Annotated in this window: 21 protein-coding genes; 6 read left to right on the forward strand and 15 right to left on the reverse strand. The window is 72.8% G+C overall.

Translation table 11 applies throughout. The annotated features are described in order from the left end of the window. The first annotated feature begins 310 nt into the window (after nt 1-310). Together EKH77_RS11370 and EKH77_RS11375 are read left to right on the forward strand one after the other, a co-directional pair. Nucleotides 311-2,158, forward strand: a complete 1,848-nt coding sequence (locus EKH77_RS11370) for a glycosyltransferase family 2 protein (protein ID WP_126914284.1) — start codon at nt 311-313, stop codon at nt 2,156-2,158. After that, nucleotides 2,155-4,149 carry a kelch motif-containing protein gene (locus EKH77_RS11375; protein WP_126914285.1) on the forward strand — a complete coding sequence of 665 codons (1,995 nt, stop codon included), beginning with the start codon at nt 2,155-2,157 and terminating at the stop codon, nt 4,147-4,149. Before EKH77_RS11370 ends, EKH77_RS11375 begins: the two co-directional genes overlap by 4 nt. A 4-nt stretch (nt 4,150-4,153) precedes the next feature. On the opposite strand, the gene EKH77_RS11380 is transcribed toward EKH77_RS11375, so the two are convergent. The 13 genes from EKH77_RS11380 to EKH77_RS11440 all read right to left on the reverse strand — a co-directional run bounded on the left by EKH77_RS11380 (nt 4,154) and on the right by EKH77_RS11440 (nt 16,624). Beyond that, complete coding sequence (locus tag EKH77_RS11380) at nt 4,154-5,209, reverse strand: glycoside hydrolase family 6 protein (protein ID WP_126914286.1); 1,056 nt, start codon at nt 5,207-5,209, stop codon at nt 4,154-4,156. Nucleotides 5,210-5,384: 175 nt separating this feature from the next. Then, nucleotides 5,385-6,074: a class F sortase gene (locus EKH77_RS11385; protein WP_126914287.1), complete on the reverse strand. Its 690-nt coding sequence runs from the start codon at nt 6,072-6,074 to the stop codon at nt 5,385-5,387. A 25-nt stretch (nt 6,075-6,099) separates the two neighbouring features. Continuing rightward, complete coding sequence (locus EKH77_RS11390) at nt 6,100-6,735, reverse strand: hypothetical protein (RefSeq protein ID WP_126914288.1); 636 nt, start codon at nt 6,733-6,735, stop codon at nt 6,100-6,102. A gap of 142 nt (nt 6,736-6,877) precedes the next feature. Continuing rightward, nucleotides 6,878-7,657: an HAD-IIA family hydrolase gene (locus tag EKH77_RS11395; protein WP_126914289.1), complete on the reverse strand. Its 780-nt coding sequence runs from the start codon at nt 7,655-7,657 to the stop codon at nt 6,878-6,880. Nucleotides 7,658-7,779: 122 nt separating this feature from the next. After that, nucleotides 7,780-8,829, reverse strand: coding sequence for a 2-aminoethylphosphonate ABC transporter substrate-binding protein (locus tag EKH77_RS11400; protein ID WP_126914290.1), 1,050 nt, complete (start codon nt 8,827-8,829; stop codon nt 7,780-7,782). Between the two features lie 28 nt (nt 8,830-8,857). Next, nucleotides 8,858-9,664 carry an ABC transporter permease gene (locus tag EKH77_RS11405; protein ID WP_126914291.1) on the reverse strand — a complete coding sequence of 269 codons (807 nt, stop codon included), beginning with the start codon at nt 9,662-9,664 and terminating at the stop codon, nt 8,858-8,860. Beyond that, nucleotides 9,651-10,490: a 2-aminoethylphosphonate ABC transporter permease subunit gene (locus EKH77_RS11410; RefSeq protein ID WP_126914292.1), complete on the reverse strand. Its 840-nt coding sequence runs from the start codon at nt 10,488-10,490 to the stop codon at nt 9,651-9,653. The genes EKH77_RS11405 and EKH77_RS11410 overlap by 14 nt, the downstream gene beginning before the upstream one ends. Before the next feature lie 207 nt (nt 10,491-10,697). Further along, nucleotides 10,698-11,750 (reverse strand): ABC transporter ATP-binding protein, encoded by a 1,053-nt coding sequence (locus EKH77_RS11415; RefSeq protein WP_126914293.1) that lies wholly within the window; start codon nt 11,748-11,750, stop codon nt 10,698-10,700. Further along, complete coding sequence (locus EKH77_RS11420; protein ID WP_126914294.1) at nt 11,747-12,472, reverse strand: phosphonatase-like hydrolase; 726 nt, start codon at nt 12,470-12,472, stop codon at nt 11,747-11,749. Before EKH77_RS11420 ends, EKH77_RS11415 begins: the two co-directional genes overlap by 4 nt. 14 nt (nt 12,473-12,486) lie before the next feature. Next, nucleotides 12,487-13,608 carry a TIGR03364 family FAD-dependent oxidoreductase gene (locus EKH77_RS11425; RefSeq protein ID WP_126914295.1) on the reverse strand — a complete coding sequence of 374 codons (1,122 nt, stop codon included), beginning with the start codon at nt 13,606-13,608 and terminating at the stop codon, nt 12,487-12,489. A 111-nt stretch (nt 13,609-13,719) separates the two neighbouring features. Then, on the reverse strand, nt 13,720-14,475 hold the full coding sequence (locus tag EKH77_RS11430) for a GntR family transcriptional regulator (RefSeq protein WP_126918013.1): 756 nt from the start codon (nt 14,473-14,475) through the stop codon (nt 13,720-13,722). Nucleotides 14,476-14,560: 85 nt separating this feature from the next. Continuing rightward, on the reverse strand, nt 14,561-15,376 hold the full coding sequence (locus EKH77_RS11435) for a hypothetical protein (protein WP_126914296.1): 816 nt from the start codon (nt 15,374-15,376) through the stop codon (nt 14,561-14,563). 141 nt (nt 15,377-15,517) lie between these two features. Then, a complete protein-coding gene (locus EKH77_RS11440; protein WP_126914297.1) occupies nt 15,518-16,624 on the reverse strand; it encodes an ROK family transcriptional regulator in 1,107 nt (368 codons plus the stop codon). Nucleotides 16,625-16,672: 48 nt separating this feature from the next. Here EKH77_RS11440 and EKH77_RS11445 point away from each other — a divergent pair, with 48 nt between their 5' ends. Then, complete coding sequence (locus EKH77_RS11445; protein WP_126914298.1) at nt 16,673-17,773, forward strand: Gfo/Idh/MocA family oxidoreductase; 1,101 nt, start codon at nt 16,673-16,675, stop codon at nt 17,771-17,773. A 68-nt stretch (nt 17,774-17,841) separates the two neighbouring features. Here the strand turns inward: EKH77_RS11445 and EKH77_RS11450 are convergent, their stop codons facing one another. Next, a complete protein-coding gene (locus EKH77_RS11450; RefSeq protein ID WP_126914299.1) occupies nt 17,842-18,768 on the reverse strand; it encodes a phosphotransferase in 927 nt (308 codons plus the stop codon). Nucleotides 18,769-18,866: 98 nt separating this feature from the next. Here EKH77_RS11450 and EKH77_RS11455 point away from each other — a divergent pair, with 98 nt between their 5' ends. Then, a complete protein-coding gene (locus tag EKH77_RS11455; protein ID WP_126914300.1) occupies nt 18,867-19,508 on the forward strand; it encodes a pyridoxamine 5'-phosphate oxidase family protein in 642 nt (213 codons plus the stop codon). A gap of 118 nt (nt 19,509-19,626) precedes the next feature. Beyond that, complete coding sequence (bla, locus tag EKH77_RS11460; RefSeq protein ID WP_430980988.1) at nt 19,627-20,547, forward strand: class A beta-lactamase; 921 nt, start codon at nt 19,627-19,629, stop codon at nt 20,545-20,547. Nucleotides 20,548-20,557: 10 nt separating this feature from the next. Here the strand turns inward: bla and EKH77_RS11465 are convergent, their stop codons facing one another. Then, on the reverse strand, nt 20,558-21,514 hold the full coding sequence (locus EKH77_RS11465) for a GlxA family transcriptional regulator (protein ID WP_126914301.1): 957 nt from the start codon (nt 21,512-21,514) through the stop codon (nt 20,558-20,560). A gap of 87 nt (nt 21,515-21,601) precedes the next feature. On the opposite strand from EKH77_RS11465, the gene EKH77_RS11470 reads away from it, so the two are divergent. After that, on the forward strand, nt 21,602-22,534 hold the full coding sequence (locus tag EKH77_RS11470) for an NADP-dependent oxidoreductase (protein ID WP_206280013.1): 933 nt from the start codon (nt 21,602-21,604) through the stop codon (nt 22,532-22,534). Nucleotides 22,535-22,544 lie beyond the last annotated feature (10 nt).

The raw sequence follows: 22,544 nt of genomic DNA on the forward strand, positions 1-22,544 counted from the left end.
GCCCTGAGTCATTCTCTGTTCGATGCGAACATCTACACGCATCACCGATGACCGCTTCCGCAACATTCGTAAGCATCTTCGTTCGACGTACCGCTTTGCCCGGTAAACACCTTGTTTCACCCTTGCGATCATGATGCGCGGTCCGAGATCCTAAAGCGCACGGCTTCACCCAATGTCACGTCGCCAACGGGTAGTTGGGTGGCGCCCGCAGGGAGCCGGCACGGGGCATGCCCGCGCGCGGCCAGGGGGGCCGGGGGGCCCGCGAAACGGCACACACACGCAGTGAGCATGCGTGCGGGGGGAATGACACATGACGTCCACGCCTGCCGACGCCCGGCAGCAGCCCTACGACCCAGCGGTGACGGCGCGCCCGCGCCTTCCGGCCCCGGCCGGCGCGGACGATCCGGTACCGGCGCCCCACCCGCCCAGACGCGCGTCGCCACGCAGCCGCGAGCCCCTCCCCCGCTTCGACTACGAGCACTACAGCCGGCTCGCCGGCCCGCTGAGCCCGCCGCCGGAGGGCCCCGGCCCGTACCGGGTGCGCTATCGCAGCCTCCTCGCCGACGAGCCGCACCGCGTCCAGGCGGCGCTGCTGCTCGGCGCGGCGCCCGTGGTCTCGCTCGGCCTGCTGATCTGGCTGATGCAGCCCGCCCACTGGACGCAGCGGGAGCACGGCACACCGCTGATGCGCGCCCTCGACACGGTGATGCTCGTGTCGATCGGGCTGATCGAGCTGTTCCGCACGCTGAACGTGACGTCCAACGCCCACGCCACCCTCGTCGCCCGCGACCCGATACCGGTCGTCCCCGAGACCGGCACCAGGGTGGCCTTCCTGACCTCCTTCGTGCCGGGCAAGGAGCCCCTGGAGATGGTCACCAGGACCCTGGAGGCGGCCGTCAAGGTCCGCCACCGGGGGCCCGTGCACGTCTGGCTGCTGGACGAGGGCGACGACCCCGAGGTCAAGGCCGTCTGCGAGCGCCTGGGCGTCCGGCACTTCTCCCGCAAGGGCGTGGCGAAGTGGAACCAGCCGAAGGGCCCCCACCGCGCGCGCACCAAGCACGGCAATTACAACGCCTGGCTCGACGCCCACGGCGACGACTACGACTTCTTCGCGTCCGTCGACACCGATCACGTCCCGCTGCCCAACTTCCTCGAACGGATGCTCGGCTATTTCCGCGACCCGGACATCGCCTTCGTCGTCGGCCCCCAGGTCTACGGAAACTACGAGGCGGCGGTCACCAAGGCGGCGGAGAGCCAGCAGTTCCTCTTCCACGCGCTGATCCAGCGCGCCGGGAACCGCTACGGCTCACCCATGTTCGTGGGCACCAACAACGCCGTGCGGATCAGCGCCCTCAAGGGCATCGGAGGCCTCTACGACTCGATCACCGAGGACATGGCCACCGGATTCGAGCTCCACCGCCACCGCAATCCGGGGACGGGCCGGAAATGGCGCTCGGTCTACACCCCGGACGTCCTCGCCGTGGGAGAGGGCCCGAACGCCTGGACGGACTTCTTCACCCAGCAGCTGCGCTGGTCCCGGGGCACTTACGAGACCATCATCAAGCAGTACTGGAAGGGCCCCTTCACCCTGTCGCCGGGGAAGTTCCTCAATTACACCCTGATGGTCATCTATTATCCGATGACGGCGATCAACTGGATGCTCGGGGCGCTGAGTTGCGCGCTCTTCCTGGGGCTCGGCGCCTCCGGGATCTCGATCAATTCCGAGATCTGGATGATGCTCTACAGCGACGCGGCGGCCCTCCAGATCGGCCTCTACATCTGGAACCGCCGGCACAATGTCTCCCCCCATGAGCCCGAGGGCTCGGGCGGCCTCGCGGGCATGGTGATGTCCGCGCTCTCCGCGCCGATCTACGCCCGCTCGCTGACGGACGCGGTGCTGCGCCGCAAGAGCTCCTTCGTGGTGACCCCCAAGGGCGATTCGGCCAGCCCCGACACCCTCTTCGGCACCTTCCGGATCCACCTGTTCTTCCTGCTCGTCTTCGGGGGGTCGCTGGTGGCCTCCTTCGTCTTCGGCCACACCCATGTGGCCATGCGCACCTGGGCGTCGCTCGCCCTCGCGGTCACCGTGGCGCCGATCGTCGCGTGGTCGTGGACGCTGTACCGCGCCAAGCATCCCGAGGGAGCCCGTCAGCGATGAGATTCCAACCGAGCCGCCGCACCCGGCGCACGGCGGCGGGCGCGACGGTCGTGTGCGCCCTGGCGGGAATGAACGGCCCGGCGCTCTGGGACTACACCGCCGCCCGGTATCACACGTACACGATCAACCAGCCCGCCTACAAGGCGCGGAACGGCCACTGGGACGTCGTGGACGTCCCCCCGGAATACCGCATCAACACCATCCACGCCGCCCTGCTGCACACCGGCAAGGTGCTCCTCGTGGCCGGCTCCGGTAACAACGCCGCGAATTTCAAGGCCAAGTCCTTCCGCACGGTCCTGTGGGACCCGCGCAAGAACACCTTCAAGAACATCCCCACGCCCAAGGACCTGTTCTGCGCCGGCCACACCCAGCTCCCCGACGGCAGACTCCTGGTGGCGGGCGGCACCCAGCGCTACGAGAAGCTCAACGGCGACGTCACCAAGGCCGGTGGCCTGATGATCGTCCACAATGAGAACCCGGACAAGCCGATGACCTTCCCGGCGGGCACCCGCTTCACGGGCAAGGCCAACCACAAGACCTTCGAGTCCAAGGACGCCGTCCTCGTACCGCGCGCCACCAAGACCGGCGAGGGCGACAAGGTCAAGGTCACGGCCAGTACCGCCCGCGTCTATGTGGAGGCCCTGGAGAAGGGCCCCGAATTCGAGACGGGGGCCACCGACAACTACCGGATCGACGGCCTCTCCGGCGTCGACGCGCAGAACAACTACGGCATCGCCAACAAGCTCTCCTTCGACAAGAAGGATTTCCAGGGCATCAAGGACTCCTTCGAATTCGACCCCGTGGCCGAGCGCTACATCACGGTCGACCCGATGCACGAGGCCCGCTGGTACCCCACTCTGACCACGCTCCAGGACGGCAGGGTGCTCTCGGTCTCCGGGCTGGACGAGATCGGCCAGGTCGTCCCCGGGAAGAACGAGATCTACGACCCGAAGACCAAGAAGTGGACGTACCTCCCCCAGGAGCGGTTCTTCCCCACCTACCCGGCCCTCTTCCTCGCCGACAAGGGAAAGATCTTCTACACCGGCTCCAACGCGGGCTACGGACCGGCCGACAAGGGCCGCACCCCGGGCCTGTGGGACCTGGAGAGCAACTCCTTCACCGAGGTCCCCGGCATCAGCGACCCGGACGTCCTGGAGACGTCGATGTCCGTGCTGCTGCCGCCCGCCCAGGAGCAGCGCTTCATGGTCCTCGGCGGCGGCGGGGTGGGCGAGGACCGCAAGTCCACGGCCAAGACCCGCATCGTGGACCTGCGCGAGGACAAGCCCCGCTTCCACGACGGCCCCGACCTCTACGCCGAGGTCCGCTACCCCAGCAGTGTCATCCTCCCCGACGACACCGTGCTGACCACCAATGGCTCGGGCGACTACCGGGGGCGCAGCCAGTCCAACGTCCTGCGGGCCGAGCTCTACGACCCGGGGGCCAACTCCACCCGTGGCGTCGCCGATCCGCTGGTGGGCCGCAACTACCACTCCGGTGCGCTGCTGCTGCCCGACGGCCGGGTGATGACCTTCGGCTCCGACTCGCTGTTCGGCGACAAGGACAACACCAGGCCCGGTACGTTCCAGCAGCAGATCGACCTCTACACCCCGCCGTACCTCTTCCGCGACGAGCGCCCGGCGTTCAAGGACACCGGCCCCCGGACCGTCGGGCTGGGCGAGCGGACCTCGTACCGCACCAGCGACCCGAAGGCGATCTCCCGGGCGCGGCTGATCCGGCCGGGGTCCTTCACCCATGTCACCAACATCGAGCAGCGCTCGATCGCGGTGGATCTGGCCAGATCGGCCGACGGCGTGACCGTGACGATCCCCGGGGACCCGTCCCTGGTGCCGCCCGGCTGGTACATGCTGGATCTGGTCGACGAGAAGGGCACCCCGTCCGAGGCGGTGTGGATCAAGGTCCCGGTGGCGGAGAAGCCTTCCGGGCCCTCCGGGGAGCAGGAGAAGCCCTCCGGGGAGCAGGGGGAGGGATGAGTGCTCAGCGGGTGTTGCGGGCCAGCTCCAGGGCGTAGGTCTCCCACCACTGGCCGGCGTCCGGGCCGCCCTTGCAGGCGCCGTCCGACTCCCCCGGGCGTTTGACCCACAGATAGGCGTCCACCAGCGCGTCCCCGGTCCGGGTGGTCGGGGGGGCGCCGAGGGCGCGGCCGGAGGGGTTGCACCAGGTCTTCTCGTGGTCGCCGCCGGAGAGCGGGCCGTTGCCGTTGCGGCTGGTGTCGATGACGAAGTGCTTGCCGCCCAGCAGCTCGGAGATCCGGTGACCGTACTCCTTGCTGTCCTGGGTGGTCTGGAAGTTGGAGACGTTGAGGGCGAAGCCGTCGGCCTGGTCGATGCCCGCGCGGCGCAGCGGTTCGGCCATGCGGCCGGCGGGCGTCACCCAGCTGGGATTGCCCGCGTCCAGGTAGACCTTGGTCCTCGGGAGGGCCTTGAGCCTGCCGACGGCCTCCTTGAGCAGCGCGTAGCGCTCCTCGTGGAACTGCTGGGGGGTGCAGCCGTCCTCCATGTGCGGCAGGGCGTCGGGTTCGAGGATGACGGTCGCCTTGCGGTCGCCGATGCCCGCGGCGGCCTTGTCCAGCCAGGCCCGGTAGGCGTCGCCGTCGGAGGCGCCGCCCTGGGAGTACTGGCCGCAGTCGCGGTGCGGGATGTTGTAGAGGACGAGCAGCGCGTCGCGATCGACGGCCGTGGCGGCCTCGGTGAAGCCCCGGGTCTGGGAGTCCGGGTCGTCGGCGCCCACCCATTCGGCGACGGGCTGGCCGGCGATCTTCGCGATCAGCGCGGCGTCCTCGGCCTTGCCGGCCTTGCCGAGCCGGACGGCCTCCCGGGCGGCGGTGCCGTCGGGGTTGACCCAGTAGGGGGAGGTGGACTTGGGGAGCTGGGAGGGGGCCTGGACGGCGAGGGCGTCCTTCCGGGGGGCGCCGGACTCGTCCGAGGAGCCGCAGCCCGTGGCCGCCAGGAGCAGGAGCACCCCCGCCGCCGTTCCCGTCCGCGCCCATGCCCTGCGGCCCCGGCGCGCGCGGCCGGAGTAACTGCGGTACATCCACTCCCCCTTGGGTGTACTGCCTGTGGAGGTGATTGACGGAAGTGCCGTCCCCATGCTGGCACAGACGTGCCCACGCCCGGGGGCAGTCATGCCACGACACGTGGGGGGTCGCTCTGTCGGGCGACCCGGCCGGCGGGCGCCCGGGCGCGGGGGCGGAGCGCCCGCCGGGGGCTCAGGCCGCACGGCCGGATCCATTGGCGGCGGCCTCGGTCGCGCCGGTCAGATAGGCGGAGACGACGACGTTGGCACTGTAGGAGCGCCGGTCGCGGTCGTAGTAGCCGCCGCAGGTGATCAGGCGCAGTTCGGCGCGGTCCTTGACGTGGGGTCCGTAGGCGCGGGCGGCGTCGAAGCGTTCCTTGGTGAAGACGGAGACGTCCTCAACGGTGAACCGGGCGACCGAGCCGTCGGCGCGGGTGACGTCGACCTCGGTACCGCGCCGGATGCCGCCGAGGCCGTAGAAGACGGCCGGCGCGTGGTCGGTGTCGAGGTGGCCGACGAGGACGGCCGCGCCGGGGCTGCCCGGCTGGGGCCCGTCCTGGTACCAGGCGACGGCGCCGGGCCGGGCGTACGGGGGCGGGGCGACGGCGCCCTGGGGGGTCAGGCCGTGGTCCTCGACGGGGGCGTGGACGTTCATGGCCTTGATGGTCAGGCCGCGTGGGGCGCTGCCGGCCAAGGGCCGGTGGGCGGGGGGCAGCGCGGGGTCGGCGGGCCGGCCGACGGCGGCCACGTCGCCGGTGGTGGGGGCGGTCGCCATGGGCACCTCGGTGATGTCGCGTCCCCACAGCCACAGCGCCACCAGCAGGGCGGCCCAGGCCGTGCCGGTGAGCAGCCGGCCGGTGCCTCCGGGGCGGTCCTCGTCCATGGCGGTCGTCCGTCCTCCGGCCGGGTCAGCGCCGGGCCGCGGTGGTGCGCCGCCGGTGCCAGATCAGCGCGCCGGCGATGGCCGCGGTGGTGCCCGCGAGGACGAGGCCGGCGGTGTCGGGCGGTTCCACGGCGGCCGCGTGGGTGGTGCTGCCGCCGCCTCCGGCGGGGACGGGGGCGACGGGCGAGGAGTGGCCGAGCCGGTGGTCGCGGCCGGTGAGGGCGGCGTGGTCGTCGTGGTCGGCGAGGGAGCCGGCGGCCGGGTGGTCGGCGTCGGGGTGGTCGCCGCGGCGGGCGTCGGAGCCGTCGGTGACGACGGTCAGCCTGCCCTCGGCCGTGTGCTCCGTCCCGTCGCAGCTGACCCGGACCGGGTAGGTCCCGGGGCGGACGGCCTCGCGAATGGTGGCCTCGGCGAACAGCCCGGCCGAGTCCTTGGCGAGCTTGGCGTCGGAGACGAACGCCTCGGAGGTGGCGGTCCCGCGGTCGCCGGCGCAGCCGGAGACTCTCAGCTGCACCTCGGCCCCGGGCCGGCTGGTGACGGGGGTGAGCTCCATGGTCCCGGACATGGTGACGGGCCCGTCGTTGGCGTCGGCGGCGCCCGCGCCGGCGACGAGGGCCGCCGCCGTCAGGGCCCCGCAGAGGGCGGAGCGGACTGCATCCATAGTGAACCTCCTGGTACTCCCGAAGTTCACCCGGCGATGTCCGTGGACGCATCCGCTCCGTAGCCGTATTGCTCCATTTGACGATCATCCAAGCCGGTCGGGTCAGCGCGGGCCCGGCCGGACGCCGGACGGGGGCGAGGCGTCAGATCAGCTCGACGAGGTCCGCGATGGAGTCCACGACCCTGGACGGGCGGAACGGGTGGAGGTCGACCTCCTCGGCGCGGGTGAGCCCGGTGAGCACCAGGAAGGTCTCCATGCCGGCCTCCAGGCCCGCCAGGATGTCGGTGTCCATCCGGTCGCCGATCATGGCGCTGGTCTCGGAGTGGGCGCCGATGGCGTTGAGGCCGGCCCGCATCATCAGGGGGTTGGGCTTGCCGACGAAGTAGGGCTCGCGGCCGGTGGCCTTGGTGATGAGCGCGGCGACCGATCCGGTGGCGGGCAGCGCTCCCTCGGCGGAGGGGCCGGTCTCGTCGGGGTTGGTGGCGATGAACCGGGCGCCGTTGTTGATCAGGCGGATGGCCTTGGTGAGCGCCTCGAAGCTGTAGGTGCGGGTCTCGCCGAGCACCACGTAGTCGGGGTCGGCGTCGGTGAGGACGTAGCCGATGTCGTGGAGGGCGGTGGTCAGGCCGGCCTCGCCGATGACGTAGGCGGTGCCGCCCGGCCGCTGGTCGTCCAGGAACTGGGCGGTGGCCAGGGCGGACGTCCAGATGTTGGGGACGGGCACGTCCAGCCCGATCCGCTTCAGCCGGGCGTGGAGGTCGCGGGCGGTGTAGATCGAGTTGTTGGTGAGCACCAGGAAGGGCTTGCCGGACTCCCGTAGCCGGGCGATGAAGGCGTCGGCCCCGGGAACCGGGATGCCCTCGTGCATGAGGACGCCGTCCATGTCGGTGAGCCAGGACTCGATCGGCTTGCGTTCTGCCACTGCGGACTCCTGCCGTGCTGTGCACCTGCCGTGCCGTGCCCGTCGCGGGGACGCGTCCGGGACGCCGGGACGACACCGCTCGTGCGTCGCCCCGACACCTCCAGCCTAATCAGTCGCCCTGATCAGCTGCCGGTGGCCGCCTTCCAGGCACCGACGTAGGAGGGCAGGTTCCTGTCGATATCCGCCCAGTCGGGGCGGAATACCTCGACGCCCTTCATGAGATTGGCGAGGGAGGTGGCGCTGAGATCGGTGGCCTTCACATCCGTGCGGGAGGAGAAACCGCCGCCCACGCCGGAGACCGCCTTCTGGACGGGTTCGGTGAGGAGGTAGTCCAGGAATTTCCTGGCGTTCTCGCCGTGCGGGGCGTCCTTCACCAGTCCGGCCGCGTAGGGCAGGGCGAGGGTGGTGGGCTTTCCGTCGTCGCCGGCCGGGAAGAAGATTCCCTGGTTCGGCATGGACTTCATGTTGGCGAAGTTCATCTGGACGTCGCCGTTGGCCACCAGGAGTTCGCCCTTGTCGACCTTGGGGGCGAGCTGGCCGGTCGACTTCGAGGGACCGACGTTGTTGGCCTGCAGGTCCTTGAGGAAGGCCATGGCCTTGTCCTTGCCGCCCAGGTCGTGCATGGCCTTGATCAGGACGGCGGTGCCGTCGCCCGCGACACCGGGCGTGGAGTACTGGAGCCTGCCCTTGAACCTCGGGTCGAGGAGGTCCTTCCAGGTCTTCGGCGGAGTACCTTTCAGCTCCTTCGAGTTGTAGATGAAACAGAGGTAATTGTTGGCGATCGAGGTCCATTTGCCGTTCGGGCCCTTGTCACCGACGGCGACGTTCTCGGAGCCCTTGGGTGCGTAAGCCTCCAACAAACCTTTGCCGTCGGCCTGCTGGATGAAGGGCGGCAGGGTGACGACCACGTCGGCCTTGGTGTTGGACTTCTCCCGGTCCAGGCGCTGGACGAGCTCCCCGGAGCCGCCCTCGACGTAGTTGACCTTGATTCCGGTCTCCTTGCGGAAGTCCGCGAAGACCTTGTCGTAGAAGCCGGATCCGTCCTCGGCCTTGAGGCCGTCGGCGCTGTAGACGGTGATTTCCTTGGCGTTCCCGGCGGCGGAGGTACCGCAGCCGGCGAGGAGCACGCCGCCGAGGCACAGGAAGGGCAGGAAGCGGAGGGGACGGGGCATGGTGTGCCGGAACTCCTTCGGTGGTGGGCTAGCGGTAGGAGGCCCTCGTACGGATCCGGGAGACCGCGGTCAGGACGATCAGCGTCGTGCCCATGAGGACGACGGCGAGCGCGGCGCCCGAGAACAGCGACCCCCGGTCGGTGGCGGCGAAGACCTTGACCGGCAGGGGCAGCCAGTCCGGCGGGTAGAGCATCATCGTGGCGCTCAGCTCGCCCATGGACAGGGCGAAGCAGAGCCCGGCGGCGGCCGACAGCGACGGCAGCAGCAGGGGCAGCTTGACCCGCCGCAGCACGTGCGCCGGGCTCGCGCCCAGACTGGCCGCGGCCTGCTCGTACGCGGGATCCAGCCGGCTCAGCGCGGCGGTCACGGACTGGTGGGCGAAGGCCGTCACCAGCACGGCGTGGGCGAGGACGACGATCGTGGGCGTGCCGTTGAGGAGCAGCGGCGGCCGGGAGAAGGCGACGAGGAGCGAGAGGCCCACGACCACGGACGGCACGGCGACCGGCAGCATGAACAGCCCGTCGACGGCCCGGGCCGTCCGGCGGGCCCGGGTGCGCAGCGCCTGGACGGCGAGGGCGGACCAGGTGCCGGCGGTGAGGGCCAGCGCGCTCGCCGCGAGGGCGGTCAGCAGGCTGGTGACCAGGGCGTCGAGCGCGTCGCCGCGGGCGGCGTCCCGGTAGTGCGCGAGGGTCGCGCCGGAGGGGAGCGCGCCGCTCCAGCCGGTGGCGAAGGAGGCCGCGACGATCACCAGGAACGGCAGCGCGAAGACGGGCAGGAAGACCGCGGTGAAGGCGGCCCACACTGCCCACCGGGCGGGGCGGCTATGCACGAGCACGTCGGACTCCGTTGAGGGAGGTGATGAACCGGTAGAGCCCGTAGAGGGCCACCGAGAGGGCGATGTTCACGACCGCGACGACGCAGGCGCCCGGGTAGTCGCCGTCGAGGATCGCCTTGCCGTAGACGAGCGTGGGCAGGGTCGTCACGCCCTTGGCGCCGGTGAAGAGGACGATCCCGAACTCGTTGAGGCACATCACCAGCACCAGCGAGCCGCCCGCCGCGAGCGACGGCAGCGCCTCGGGCAGGATCACCCGCCGCACGATCCGGGGCGCGGTGGCCCCGAGCGAGGCGGCGGCCTCCAGCTGCGCGGTCTCCACCTGGGAGAAGGCGGCGAGGAGGGGGCGCATCACGAACGGCGTGAAGTAGGTGACCTCCGCGAGGAGTACGCCCCAGGGGGTGTGGAGGAAGCCGAACGGCCCGTGGGCGGCGCCGGTCGCCCCGGTCCACAGGCCGTTGGCCATGCCGGCGGTGCCGTAGACGAAGAGCAGGGCGAGGGTGATCAGGAAGGACGGGAAGGAGAGGAAGACGTCGACGAAGCGGCTCAGCGCCTTTCCGCCCGGGAAGGGGACGAAGGCGATGACCAGCGCGAGCGCGAAGCCGAGGACGACGGCGCCGAGGGTGGCGCCGACGGCGATGAGGACGGTGTTGACGAGGGCGTCACGGAACGCGGCCTGCGCGAGGACGTCGCCGTAGGCGGACGGCGAGAACCCGCCGCCGTCCGGGGAGAGGGACTGCCGGACGACCAGGGCGAGGGGGTAGAGGAAGACGAGGCCGAGGACGGCGACGGGCGGGAGGGCGAGGGCCCAGGCGGCCTTGTTCGGCACCGCCGGGCTGCGACGGGGTGGTTGCTCGCCGTGGCGGCGGGGGGAGATTCCCCCATCCCGCCCCTTCCCGGAACCGGGGGCAAGCCCCCGGCCCCCCGGGGCGGGGGTCCGGCCCCGCCCGGCACGGGCGACTCGCCCCCGGGGGGTCTGGGGGCTTGCCTCTCAGGAAACGGGAAGGGGCGGGATTGGGGCTCCCCTCCTCCGAGCTCAGCCACGTGCCACCCCCGCGGGCAGGAGCACCGCATCCTCCCCCGCGAAGTGCAGCGAAACCTCCGCGCCCGGCGCCGGCGGCTCGCGCAGTTCGCGGACATCGGCCTTCACCCGGTGCCCGGCCACGTCCACGTGCAGCCGGTGCGTGGCGCCGCGCCACTGGACGTCGGTGACCGTGCCGCGCAGGGTGTTGGGGCCGGCGCCGAGGGCGAGCAGGTGCGGTCGTACGCACAGCGTGGCCGAGGCACCGGGGGCGGCGTTCCCGGCCGGGTTAACGTCCAGCCGCGTGCCCGCGAAATCCGCGCCGCCCTCCCTGACGGTGACGGGCAGCAGGTTCGCGTCGCCGACGAAGGACGCCGTGAACTCGGTGCGCGGGCGGCGGTAGAGGTCGTGCGGGGTGCCGCAGTCCTGGAGGCGGGCGCTGTCCATGACGGCGACGCGGTCGGCGAGGGTGAGCGCCTCGACCTGGTCGTGGGTGACGTACAGCATGGAGACGTCGGGCAGTTCGCGGTGGAGCCGGGCGAGTTCGGCGAGCATGCCGGAGCGCAGTTGTGCGTCGAGCGCGGAGAGCGGTTCGTCGAGGAGGAGCACGTTGGGCCGGACGGCCAGCGCGCGGGCGATGGCGACGCGCTGCTGCTGTCCGCCGGACAGTTCGCGCGGGTAGCGCTTGGCGTAGGCGGTCATGCCGGTCATCTCCAGCGCCTCGGCGACGCGGGCGGCGATCCCGGCGCGGGGCGCCTTGCGGGCCTTGAGGCCGAAGGCGACGTTGGCGTCGACGCGCATGTGCGGGAAGAGGGCGTACTGCTGGACCACCATGCCGACGCCGCGCCGGTGCGGGGGCAGCGCGGTGACGTCCCGGTCGCCGATGAGGACCCGTCCGGAGGCCGGCTGGACGAACCCGGCGACCGCCCGCAGCGCGGTGGTCTTGCCGGAGCCGGAGGGGCCGAGGAGCGCCATGACCTCGCCGGGTCCGACGGTGAGGTCGAGCGCGTCGAGGACGACCGTCCCGCCGTAGGCGACCGTCACGTTCTCAAACGTGATTCCGCTCATCGATCGCCTGCCACGGCGGCGGTGCGCTCGTACGCGGCGATGACGTCGGGGAGTTCGGCGACCGACCCCAGGACGTGGGTGGCGCCGGCGGCGCGCAGGGCGGGCTCGTCGTGGGCGCCGGTGAGGACGCCGGCCGCGAGGGCGGCGCCCGAGCGGCGGGCGCTGCGCATGTCGTACGAGGTGTCGCCCGCGACGGCGATGCCCTGGACGGAGTCGGCGGCGTGGGTGCGCAGCAGGGCCGTGAGGACCATGTCGGGGTACGGCCGGCCGCGGCCGCCGGCGTCGGCGGGGCAGAGGGTGAGGTCGGCGAGGCCGGTCCAGCCGAGGGCGGCGAGGATGGCGTCCTGGGTGACGCGGGCGAAGCCGGTGGTGAGGACGACGGCCCGGCCCTCGGCGCGCAGCCGTTCGACGGTCTCGCGGGCGCCGGGGACCGGCGCGACGTGCCCGTCGTCGACGAGCCGTCCGTAGGCGGTCTCGAAGGCGGCGTTGGCGCGCCGGGCCCGTTCCTCGTCGCCGCCGAAGAGGTGGCGGAAGACGGAGATCTTCGACTCGCCCATCGTGGCGCGGACGTAGGCCAGTTGTCCGGCGTGCTCGGGGGTGCCGGGTTCGACGCCGAGGGCGCGGGCGGCGGTGTCGAAGGCGCGCTCGACGAGGCCGTCGTCGGTGACGGTCGTGCCGGCCATGTCCAGGACGACCAGGCCGATCCGCTCGTTCTCTCGCATCTCTCTCACCTCTCTCACCACTCCAGGGCGTCGGCGGTGGTCTCGGCGATCGCCGGGGAGCAGGTCATGCCGCGGCCGCCGGGGCCGGTGACCAGCCAGACGCCGTCGCGCACCCGCTCGCGGTGGACGACGCGGGTGGTGTCCACGCACTGCGCGTACACCCCCGCCCAGCGGTGCCGGATCTTCGGCAGGGGCCGGCCGAGGAGGGCTTCGGCTACGGCGGTCAGGTGCTCGTAGGGGTCCTCGACGACGTCGAAGGAGAAGGGTTCGGCGTATTCGTGGGTGTCGCCGATGGTCAGGCCGCCGTCGGCGCGCTGGACCATGAGCAGCTGCATCCTGTGCTCCGCCGCCACCGGGGGCTGGGGCTTCGCCGCCGCCATGGCGTCGAGGCCGGCGCCGGCGTAGGCGGGGTAGTAGCGGAAGCTGTCGGCGTCGGCGACGGAGGTGGTGAGCTTCTCGCCCAGTGGCGCGGTCTGCATCATCTGGAGCCGCACCCGGCGGACGGGGAGGTCGGCCACGAGCTCGCGGACGAGGCCGCCCAGCCAGGCGCCCGTGCACAGGACGACCGCGTCGCCCGTGTGGAGTTCGCCGTGGTCGTCGCGGACGGCGCGCTCGCCGACGACCTCGCGGACCTCGCGGCCGCCGAGGAAGGTGTAGCGGCCGGAGGCGAGGAGGGCGTCCTTGAGGGCGCGTTGGGCGGTGCGGGGTTCGACGGCCGCGTCGCGCTCGCACCACAGGGCGCCGAGGAGGTCGCCGCGCAGGGCGGGGTTGAGGGCGCGGGCCTCGTCGGGGGTGAGCAGTGCGAAGCCGCGGGCGGCGGCGTCGGGGCGGGCCAGGGCGGCGCGGGCGACGGCCAGTTCGGTCTCGTCGGTGACGGCCGTCAGGGATCCGTTGGCGCGGAAGCCGAGGGCGGGGACGGCTGCGCCGATCTCCTCCCACAGCTCCCGGGCGCGCAGGGCGGTCGTCAGCTCCTCGCCGGCCGCCCGGCCGCTGACCCAGACCAGGCCGAAGTTGCGGACGGAGGCGCCCCGGGCCTCGGCCTCCCGCTCGATGTGCACGACCTCGTGGCCGCGCTGGACTGCCTGCCAGGCGTGCATGGTTCCCAGCACGCCCGCTCCGACGACTATGACTCGCATGAGTCGAACGGTCGTCGGACGCGGTGTCGCCGGGGCGGCCGTGCGGCGACGCGGCGGTGAACGAGCCGCCAAACTTGGCCTAGACCCGTTATCGTTCCGTTACCTACCCGCTCAGCCCTCGCCCCGCAGGTGCGTCGTGAACGAGAACCGGTCCCCCCGGTACAGCGACCGCACCCGCTCCAGCGGGCGGCCTTCCGTGTCGCGCGAGACCCGGTGGATCAGCAGCATGGGCAGCGCGGGCGGCGTGCCGATCAGCAGCGCCTCGCGCGGGGTGGCCAGCACGGTCTCCAGGCGCTCGTCCGCGTCGCCGAAGGAGATGCCGAGCCGCTCGCGCAGATATCCGTAGAAGGACGAGTCCGGGGCGAACTCCGTGTCCAGCGACGGCACTCGCGCCACCGCCACGTACGTGCTCTCCAGCCCCACCCGTTCATCATCCGCGAGCAGGACGCGCTCCATGTGCCAGACGGGCTCCCCCGCCGCCACCCCGAGGTCGGGGGCGAGGCCCTCCGGGCAGGAGAGCCGGTCCAGGCCGATCAGGGCACGGCCGGGGCGGCGGCCCTGGCGGCGTACGCCCTCGGTGTAGCTGGCCAGGGACAGCGGCTGCTCCAGCTTGGGCCCCGCGACGACCGTGCCACGCCCCATGCGGCGCAGCCGCCCCTCCAGCAGCAGCTCGCGCAGGGCCTGTCGTACGGTCTCGCGCGAGACCTCGAAGCGCGTCGCGAGCTCGCGCTCGGTAGGCAGCGTGCCGCCCTCGCCCAGCTCGTCGAGGAGCGCGGCCACGCGTGTCTTGACGGCGTAGTACTTGGGGATCCGGCCGTGTTCGGGGATCCCCGCCCGGATGGCGGCGCCGGGCCGCTGACCTGCCATGTCGTGGTGGTGCGTGTGCGTGTTGTCCACGGCGCGATCCTCGCACCCGCAGGTGAAGCCCCGGCGTCGACGGGGTCGGCCGGCGTCAGCGGTTCAGCCGCCGCGCCCCGACGACCAGTGCCGTCCCGGCGATCAGCAGGGCGAGGGCGGCCGCGCCGACGGCGAACACGGGCCGTTCGTCACCGGTGTCGGCCAGGCCGGGCGGTTCGAGGTGGGCGGCGGCGTCGGGCCGCGAGGGAGAGGCGGCGGCCGAGGGCGTCGCGGCCCCGCCGTCGGCCCCCGCGGCTCCGACAGCGAACGTGTAGTCGCCCGACTCCCCCACCCACGCGCCGTCGCCGCCGCGCTTCTGCACGGCCGTGACGTTGACGGTGACCGGCCCCTCGGGGGCATCGCCCGCGAAGCCCAGCCGCAGGGGCACGGTGACCGAGCCGTGGGCGGGCACGGTGAAACCGGGGAAGGCGGGCGCCTCGCCGCCGGGGGCCGGTGAACCGCCGTCCAGGACACCGACGTTCTCCGCCTCGTCGGTCCGCTCGAACCGCACGGGCAGCCAGCGGCCGTCCCCCGGGTCCTGGAAGTCCAGGTGGAAGTCGGCGGGTTCGAGGGCCCGCCCCCGGTCGGCGAGGACCGCGACGGGATGGATGGCCCGGCACTCGGTGCCGGTGGCGTTGCGCAGCTCCAGCCGCCAGATGCGCGGGGTGCCGCCGCGCTCGTACCCGGCGGGGCCGCCGGCGATCCGCGACGTGATCGGGAACTCGGTGCTGTGCGGGTCGCCGCACTGCTGCCGCCCCGGGTCGGCGGGCGGCCGCGCCGCGCCGACGGCGCCGAGCGCGAGCACGGCGGCGCAGGCGAGCAACGCGCGGCGGGGGGCGGAGCGGGACGACGACGTGGGTGGCCTGTTCATCGAGGACCTTTGCGGCTGGGGGCTCCGGTCGTCCGCAACCTCCCACGGTCCCCGCCGCCGGGGGCGCGCGGCACGGCCCCGTACGGCCGACCGGGCGTCAAACGCCGCCCGATGAGCCGACAGTCGTTTGATCCGGTCGGGTCACTCGGCCGGGCGGGTGAGCGCCCCGGACGCCGGCGCGCGGACCGCGCGGACCGCGCCGAAGAGCGGCGCGAGGACGAGTTCCGCCGCGCCCTCGACCACGGCGCGCTCCCCGCCGGGGGCGACGGCCACGGGCACGGACGCCGGGAGTTCGGCGCGTACGCCCCGGACGTACCGGTCGGGGTCGGCCAGCACGGTCCGGCCGCCGAGCAGCACGCGGTCGATGTCCAGGAGCTGCACGAGGTTGGCGGCGCCGACGCCGAGCAGGCGCGCGGCGAGGGGGGTGTCGCCGTCGGCGACGGCCCGCAGGCACAGCGCTTCCAGGCAGCCGCGCCTGCCGCAGGGGCACGGCGGCCCGTCGAGCCGCAGCACCTGGTGCCCGAACTCCCCGGCGCCGGTCCGGGCGCCCCGGTGCACCTCGCCGCCGAGCACGAGTCCGGCGCCCAGGCCGGTGCCGAGGTGGAGGTAGGCGAAGGAGCCCGGCTCGCGCGGGGCGGACCGCAAGAGGCCGAGCGCGGCGGCGTTGGTGTCCTTGTCGAGGACGACGGGCAGGCCGACCCGCTCGGCCAGCGCGTCCCGCAACGGAAAGCCGCTCCACTGCGGGAAACCGGTGACGTCCCGCAGGACACCCCCCACATGATCGAGCGGCCCGGGCGCGGCGACCCCGACGCCGAGGACTCCTCCGCCCTCCACCAGCGCCCGCACCTCCCCCGCCACCGCACCGACCAAGGTTTCCGCTGTCGCGCCGGCCGCCAGCGCCACCGTGTGCGCCGCCACAACGGCCCCCGCCAGATCCGCGACCGCGACCGTCACCGCGTCCCGCTCCACGTGAACCCCCACCGCCCGCCCCGCCCCCGGCACCAGCCGCAGGGCCGTCGCGGGCTTGCCGCCCGTGGAGAGCCGCCGGCCGGCCTCGGCCGCGAGGCCCTCCGCCCGCAGCCGGGCCGTGATCTTGCTGACGGCCTGGGGCGTCAGCCCCGACCGCGCCGCCAGCTCCGCGCGGCTCGCGCCGCCCTCGCCCGCGTCGCGCAGCAGCCCGAGGACGACGGCGGCGTTGTGATCGCGCAGGGCGGCGAGGTTGGCTCCAAGATTGCTCACAGAGCCCATTCTCCCCTCCACTTGCGCTTACGCAACAGCGTTGCCAAAGTGGTGGGCATGGACACCGCCGACACCGCCCCCCTGCGTGCCCCCTTCCGCGTCGGCCTGATCGGCTACGGCCTCGCGGGCTCCGTCTTCCACGCCCCGCTCATCGCCGCCACCGACGGGCTCACCCTCGACACGGTGGTCACCGCCAACCCCGAGCGACAGCGCCAGGCCGCCGCCGAGCACCCCCAGGTGCGGACCGCCGCCACCGCCGAGGAGCTCCTGGGCCGTGCCGGCGATCTCGACCTGGTCGTCATCGCCTCCCCCAACCGCACCCACGTCCCGCTCGCGCGGGCCGCGCTCGAGGCCGGGCTGCCGGTGGTCGTGGACAAGCCGCTGGCCGCGACCGCCGCCGAGGCGGAGGAGCTGGCCGCGCTGGCGGAAGGGCGCGGGCTGCTGCTCAGCGCGTTCCAGAACCGCCGCTGGGACAACGACTTCCGTACCGTCGCCAAGCTGGTCGAGGGCGGCGCGCTCGGCAAGGTGCAGCGCTTCGAGTCCCGCTTCGAGCGCTGGCGGCCCCGCCCCAAGGGCGGCTGGCGGGAGTCCGGCGACCCCGCCGAGATCGGCGGCATCCTCTACGACCTGGGCAGCCACCTCGTCGACCAGGCCCTGACCCTCTTCGGCCCGGCCGTCACGGTCTACGCCGAGTCGGACGTGCGCCGGGCGGGCGCGGAGGCCGACGACGACACGTTCATCGCCATCGGCCACGCCTCCGGCGTCCGCTCCCACCTGTGGATGAGCGCCACCGCCGCCCAGCTCGGCCCGCGCTTCCGGGTGCTGGGCGACACGGCCGGCTATGTGAAGTACGGCCTCGACCCGCAGGAGGGCGCGCTCCGCGAGGGGCTGCGGCCGGGCACGGCGGCCTCCTGGGGCGTCGAGGCGGAGTCCTCCTGGGGCCGGCTGGGCGCCGGCGAGTCCCCGCTGACGGGCGGCGGCGAACCCGTGCCGACACTGCCGGGCGACTACCCCGCGTACTACGCCGCGATCGCCGAAGCGCTGCGCACGGGCGGCCTGCCGCCGGTGACGGCCCGGGAGGCGGCGGCCGCGCTGCGGGTGCTGGAGGCGGCGAAGACCTCCGCCGCCGAGGCCCGTACGGTCACGCTGTCGGACTGAAGCACGCTCAGACTGAGCAACTCAGACTGAGCAACTCAGACTGAAGCAACTCAGACTGAAGCACGCTGTCAGACCGAACGGCCGGCGGACAGCGGGGCCCGGTCGCGCCAGCGCGCGACGGCGGGCTCCAGCATCGCGCCCATCTCCGGCATCAGCGGTACGAACGCCAGCGCCCCCACCACCTGGAGCAGCCGCGCGCCCTCCATGACCTCCAGGAGGGCGGGGTCCACGGGCCCGCCGCCGGCGCGCTCGTACGCCTCGATCCCCTGCGGGCCGACGAGGGTCAGGTCCCACTCGACGGGGCCATGGGTGACGTCCTCGAAGTCGCTGAAGAGCCGGCGCCCGCCGGTGACGCGCAGCATGTTGTACGCCGGGGAGTCGCCGTGCAGCGGCTGGAGGCGGGCGCCGGGGAAGTGCGCGGGGAGGTCCGCGACCAGCGCTTCGAGCGCGGCGTACTCGCTCTCGGCCCGGTCCAGGTCCGCCGCGGTGAGGCCGTCCGGGCGGCGCTTGCCCAGCTCGTCCAGGAGGGGGCGCAGGCCCGGTACGAGCGGGGAGAGCACGGGCAGTTCACCGGGGTAGCCGGCCAGGAGGGCGTGCAACTCGGCCGCGTTCCCGGTCTGTTCGACGAACCGTTCCTGGAGGTCCTCGTCGGCGGCGGGCTTCTCCTCGCTGACGAACTCCCAGAACGTCAGCGACGTCCCGTCGGTCACGACCGGCTCGCGCGGCACGAGGGGGCTGGGCCGGACGACGGGGGCGCCGGTGTCCGCCAGCCAGCCCGCGACGGCGAGTTCGCGGCGCTGCTTGCGCTCCAGCTCCTCGGCGCCGGCGAAACCGAGGGACGGCACCCGCACCACGACGGGCTCGGGCGCGAGGTGCACCAGCACGTTGAACACGTCGTGCAACACGCGGGGTTCGCGGGCGTGGAGCCCCAGCCGGCGTCCGGCCCGGGTCGCGATGTCCACGGCGCGTTCGGCGCGTTCACTGAGGTTCGTCATGCGGATGATCTTTCCGTCCGGGTGAGGTCCTGTCGAAGAGTTTTCCCTGGATCTAAGCTCGACACAGCATGATCCAGCCCACCGGGGAGGACTTACCCATGGATACCGCTGAGACAGTCACCGGCATAACCGAGATCACCTCGCCCGAGGAACTGCGCGAACTGCTCGGCGAGCCCACGGCGGCGGCGCGCGACAAGGTCCGTACGCGGCTGCACGACCTGGACAAGGAGTGGCTGGCCCTGTCCCCGTTCTGCCTCGTGGCGACGGCGGCGGCCGACGGCACCTGCGACGTCTCGCCGAAGGGCGACCCGGACGGCCTCGCGCTCGTCCTCGACGACACCACCGTCGTCGTCCCCGAACGCCCCGGCAACCGCCGCGCCGACGGCTTCTTCAACGTCCTGAGCAACCCTCACGTCGGGCTGATCTTCTTCATTCCCGGGCGCGGGGACACGCTCCGCGTCAACGGCCGCGCGCGGATCGTGCGCGACGCGCCCTTCTTCGACGAGATGGTGGTCAAGGGGCACCGCCCCCAACTGGCGCTCCTGGTCGAGATCGAGGAGGTCTTCCACCACTGCTCGAAGGCGTTCCTGCGGTCCTCCCTCTGGAAGCCGGAGACGTGGCGGCCCGAGGGGGTGACCTCGCGCGCGGGGATCGCCAAGCGCCTGGAGCGCCCCGAGGCGTCGCTGGAGGAACTGGAGCGCTACTACGGCCCCCGGTACGCGGACCACCTCTACGGCTGACCGGCGCCCTGGGCACTTTCCAGCCGTTTGACCGGATCGCTCAAGAAGCGGAACCGATGCCCCCTTTCGCCGCGTCGTGAGTGATGTTCTGGCCGCAACTGGAGAGGAAATTGAGACGTTGGAGACCACAGGGGCACACCCGTCGCGCCGCGCCATGCTGGCCCTCGGCACCGGAGCCGCGCTGGCCGCCACGCTGACCACGGGCGGAAGCGCCGTGGCGGCCACGCCGCGGCGCGAGGACGAGATCACCCGGCGGCTGGGCCAGTGGGAACGGGAGCACTCCGTCCGGATCGGCGTGTACGCGCGCGACACGGCCACCGGCCGGACCGTCGAGTACGGCGCGGACGACGCGTTCCCGATGTGCTCGGTGTTCAAGACCCTCGCCGCGGCGGCCGTCCTGCGCCAGGACCGGCACGGCGAACTCCTCGGCAAGCGCATCCACTACACGGAGCAGTTCCTCAAGGACTCGGGCTACGCCGACTCCACCAAGAATCCGGAGAACCTCGCCAACGGCATGACCGTCGCGGAACTGTGCGCCGCCGCCGTGAGCGAGAGCGACAACGCCGCCGCGAACCTGCTCCTCCGCGAGCTGGGCGGCCCGACCGCGATCACCCGCTTCTGCCGCTCCCTCGGCGACGACACGACCCGCCTCGACCGCTGGGAGCCCCAGCTCAACTCCGCCGAGCCGGACCGCGAGACCGACATCACCACCCCCGGCGCCATCGGCCGGACCTACGAGCGCCTCGTCCTCGGCCACGCGCTCACCGGCCCGGACCGCGAGCGGCTGACCGGCTGGCTGATCGCCAACACCACCAACAAGCAGCGCTTCGGCAAGGGCCTGCCGGGCTGGACCCTCGCCGACAAGACCGGCGGCGGCTCGGACTACGGCGTCGCCAACGACGTCGGCGTCGTCTGGCCCCCGCACCGCCGCCGGCCCATCGTCCTCGCGGTCCTGACCACGGCCCTCAGCGCCACCGCCCCGACGAACAACGCGCTGGTCGCCGACATCGCGGCACTCGTGGGGCCCTCCCTGGTCTGAGGCCGGCCCCTCACGCCCGGAACGTCCTGCGGTACGCACCCGGTGAGACGCCGATCGCCGCGTGGAGGTGCTGGCGCAGGGTCGTGTCCGTGCCGAAGCCGACGCGTTCGGCGACGCGGGTCACCGGGAGGTCGCTGCTCTCCAGGAGGTGGCGGGCCAGGTCGACGCGTTGCTGGGTGAGCCACTGGCCCGGGCTGAGGCCGACCTCGGCGCGGAAGTGGCGGGTGAAGGTGCGTCGGCTCATACCCGCGTGCCGGGCCAGGTCGGTGAGCTGGAGGGGCTCGTGGAGGCGGTCGAGGGCCCAGGCGCGGGTGGCGGACGTGCCGGTGTCGGCGCTGTGCGGCACCGGGCGCTCCACGTACTGGGCCTGGCCGCCCTCCCGCTGCGGCGGGACGACGCAGCGGCGGGCCACGTGGTTGGCGACGCCGCTGCCGTGGTCGCGGCGGACGAGGTGGAGGATCAGGTCGATGCCCGCCGCCGCCCCCGCCGAGGTCAGGACGCGGCCGGCGTCCACGAACAGCACGTCGGGTTCCAAGGCGACGTGCGGGTACAGCCGCTGGAAGCGGTCGGCGTGGCACCAGTGCGTGGCCGCTCCCTTGCCGTCCAGCAGGCCCGCCGCCGCCAGGACGTAGGTGCTGAGGCAGATCCCGACGATCCTGGTGCCGGGCCGGATCACGGCCAGGGCCTCGGCGACGGGGGCGGGCAGCGCGGCGCTGTCGACGATCTCGGCGAACGTCTCGGACGCGGGGATCACCACGGTGTCGGCCGTGGCCAGCACCGACGCGTCGTGCTCGACGCTGATCGAGAAGTCGGCGCCCGTGCGGACCGGGCCGCCGTCCGGCGAGCAGGTCAGCACCTCGTAGAGGTGCCGTCCCTCCGCGTCGACGGCCACGCCGAACAGGCGCGACGCCAGGCTCAGCTCGAACGGGATGACGCCGTCCAGCGCCAGGACCACCACACGATGCATGGCCCGATTCTTGCATGTCATGGCCTCCGGGCCACTGTCGATCACGTTCCGGGCCGATGAATCCTTACGTCCATGAGCAAGAGCACGATGAAGGCGATCAGCCAGGACACCTACGGCGGCCCCGAGGTCGTCCACCTGATCGAGACAGAGCGCCCGGTCCCCGGCCCCTCCGAGGTCCTCGTCCGCGTCCACGCGGCGGGCATGAACCCCACCGACTGGAAGCACCGGCAGGGCTCCGGCTTCCTCGACCGGCTCCCGATGGTGCTGGGCTGGGACGTCTCCGGCGTCGTCGAGGCCGTCGGGACCGGCGTCACGCTGCACGAGCCCGGGGACGAGGTGTTCGGCATGCTCCCCTACCCCTACGGCGTGGGGTCGTTCGCCGAGTACGTCGTCGCCCCGGCCCGCGCGCTGGTGCGCAAGCCGGAGGGCGTCGACCACGTCCAGGCGGGCGCCATGCCGCTGGCCGCCCTGACCGCCTGGCAGGTGCTCGTGGACACGGCGGACGTCCGGCCCGGGCAGCGCGTGCTGATCCACGCCGCCGCCGGTGGCGTGGGCCACCTCGCCGTGCAGATCGCCAAGGCGCGGGGCGCGTATGTGATCGGTACGGCCAGCGCCCCCAAGCACGCGTTCCTGCGCGAGCTCGGCGCGGACGAGACGATCGACTACCGGAACCAGGACTTCACCGAGATCGACCCCGTCGACCTGGTCTTCGACACCATCGGCGGTGACACGGCCGACCGCTCCTTGGACGTCCTCAAGCCCGGCGGGCAGCTGATCAACATCGCCATCCTGTCCTACGCCGAGGACCTTCCGGAGCGGGCCGCCGCCCGGGGCGTGCGGTTCCGCCCCCTGCTCGTGGAGGCCGACCAGGAGGGCATGCGGTCCATCGCGGACCTCATGCGCGCGGGCAGGCTGAAGGCGGCCGTCGAGGCCGTCTTCCCGCTGGAGCAGGCCGCGAAGGGGCACGCGCTGGGCGACACCAACCGGGTCACCGGGAAGGTCGTCCTCACCATTCCGTGACCGGGCGCGC

It is taken from the genome of Streptomyces luteoverticillatus (assembly GCF_003970715.1).
In the GTDB taxonomy this organism is placed as follows: domain Bacteria; phylum Actinomycetota; class Actinomycetes; order Streptomycetales; family Streptomycetaceae; genus Streptomyces; species Streptomyces abikoensis.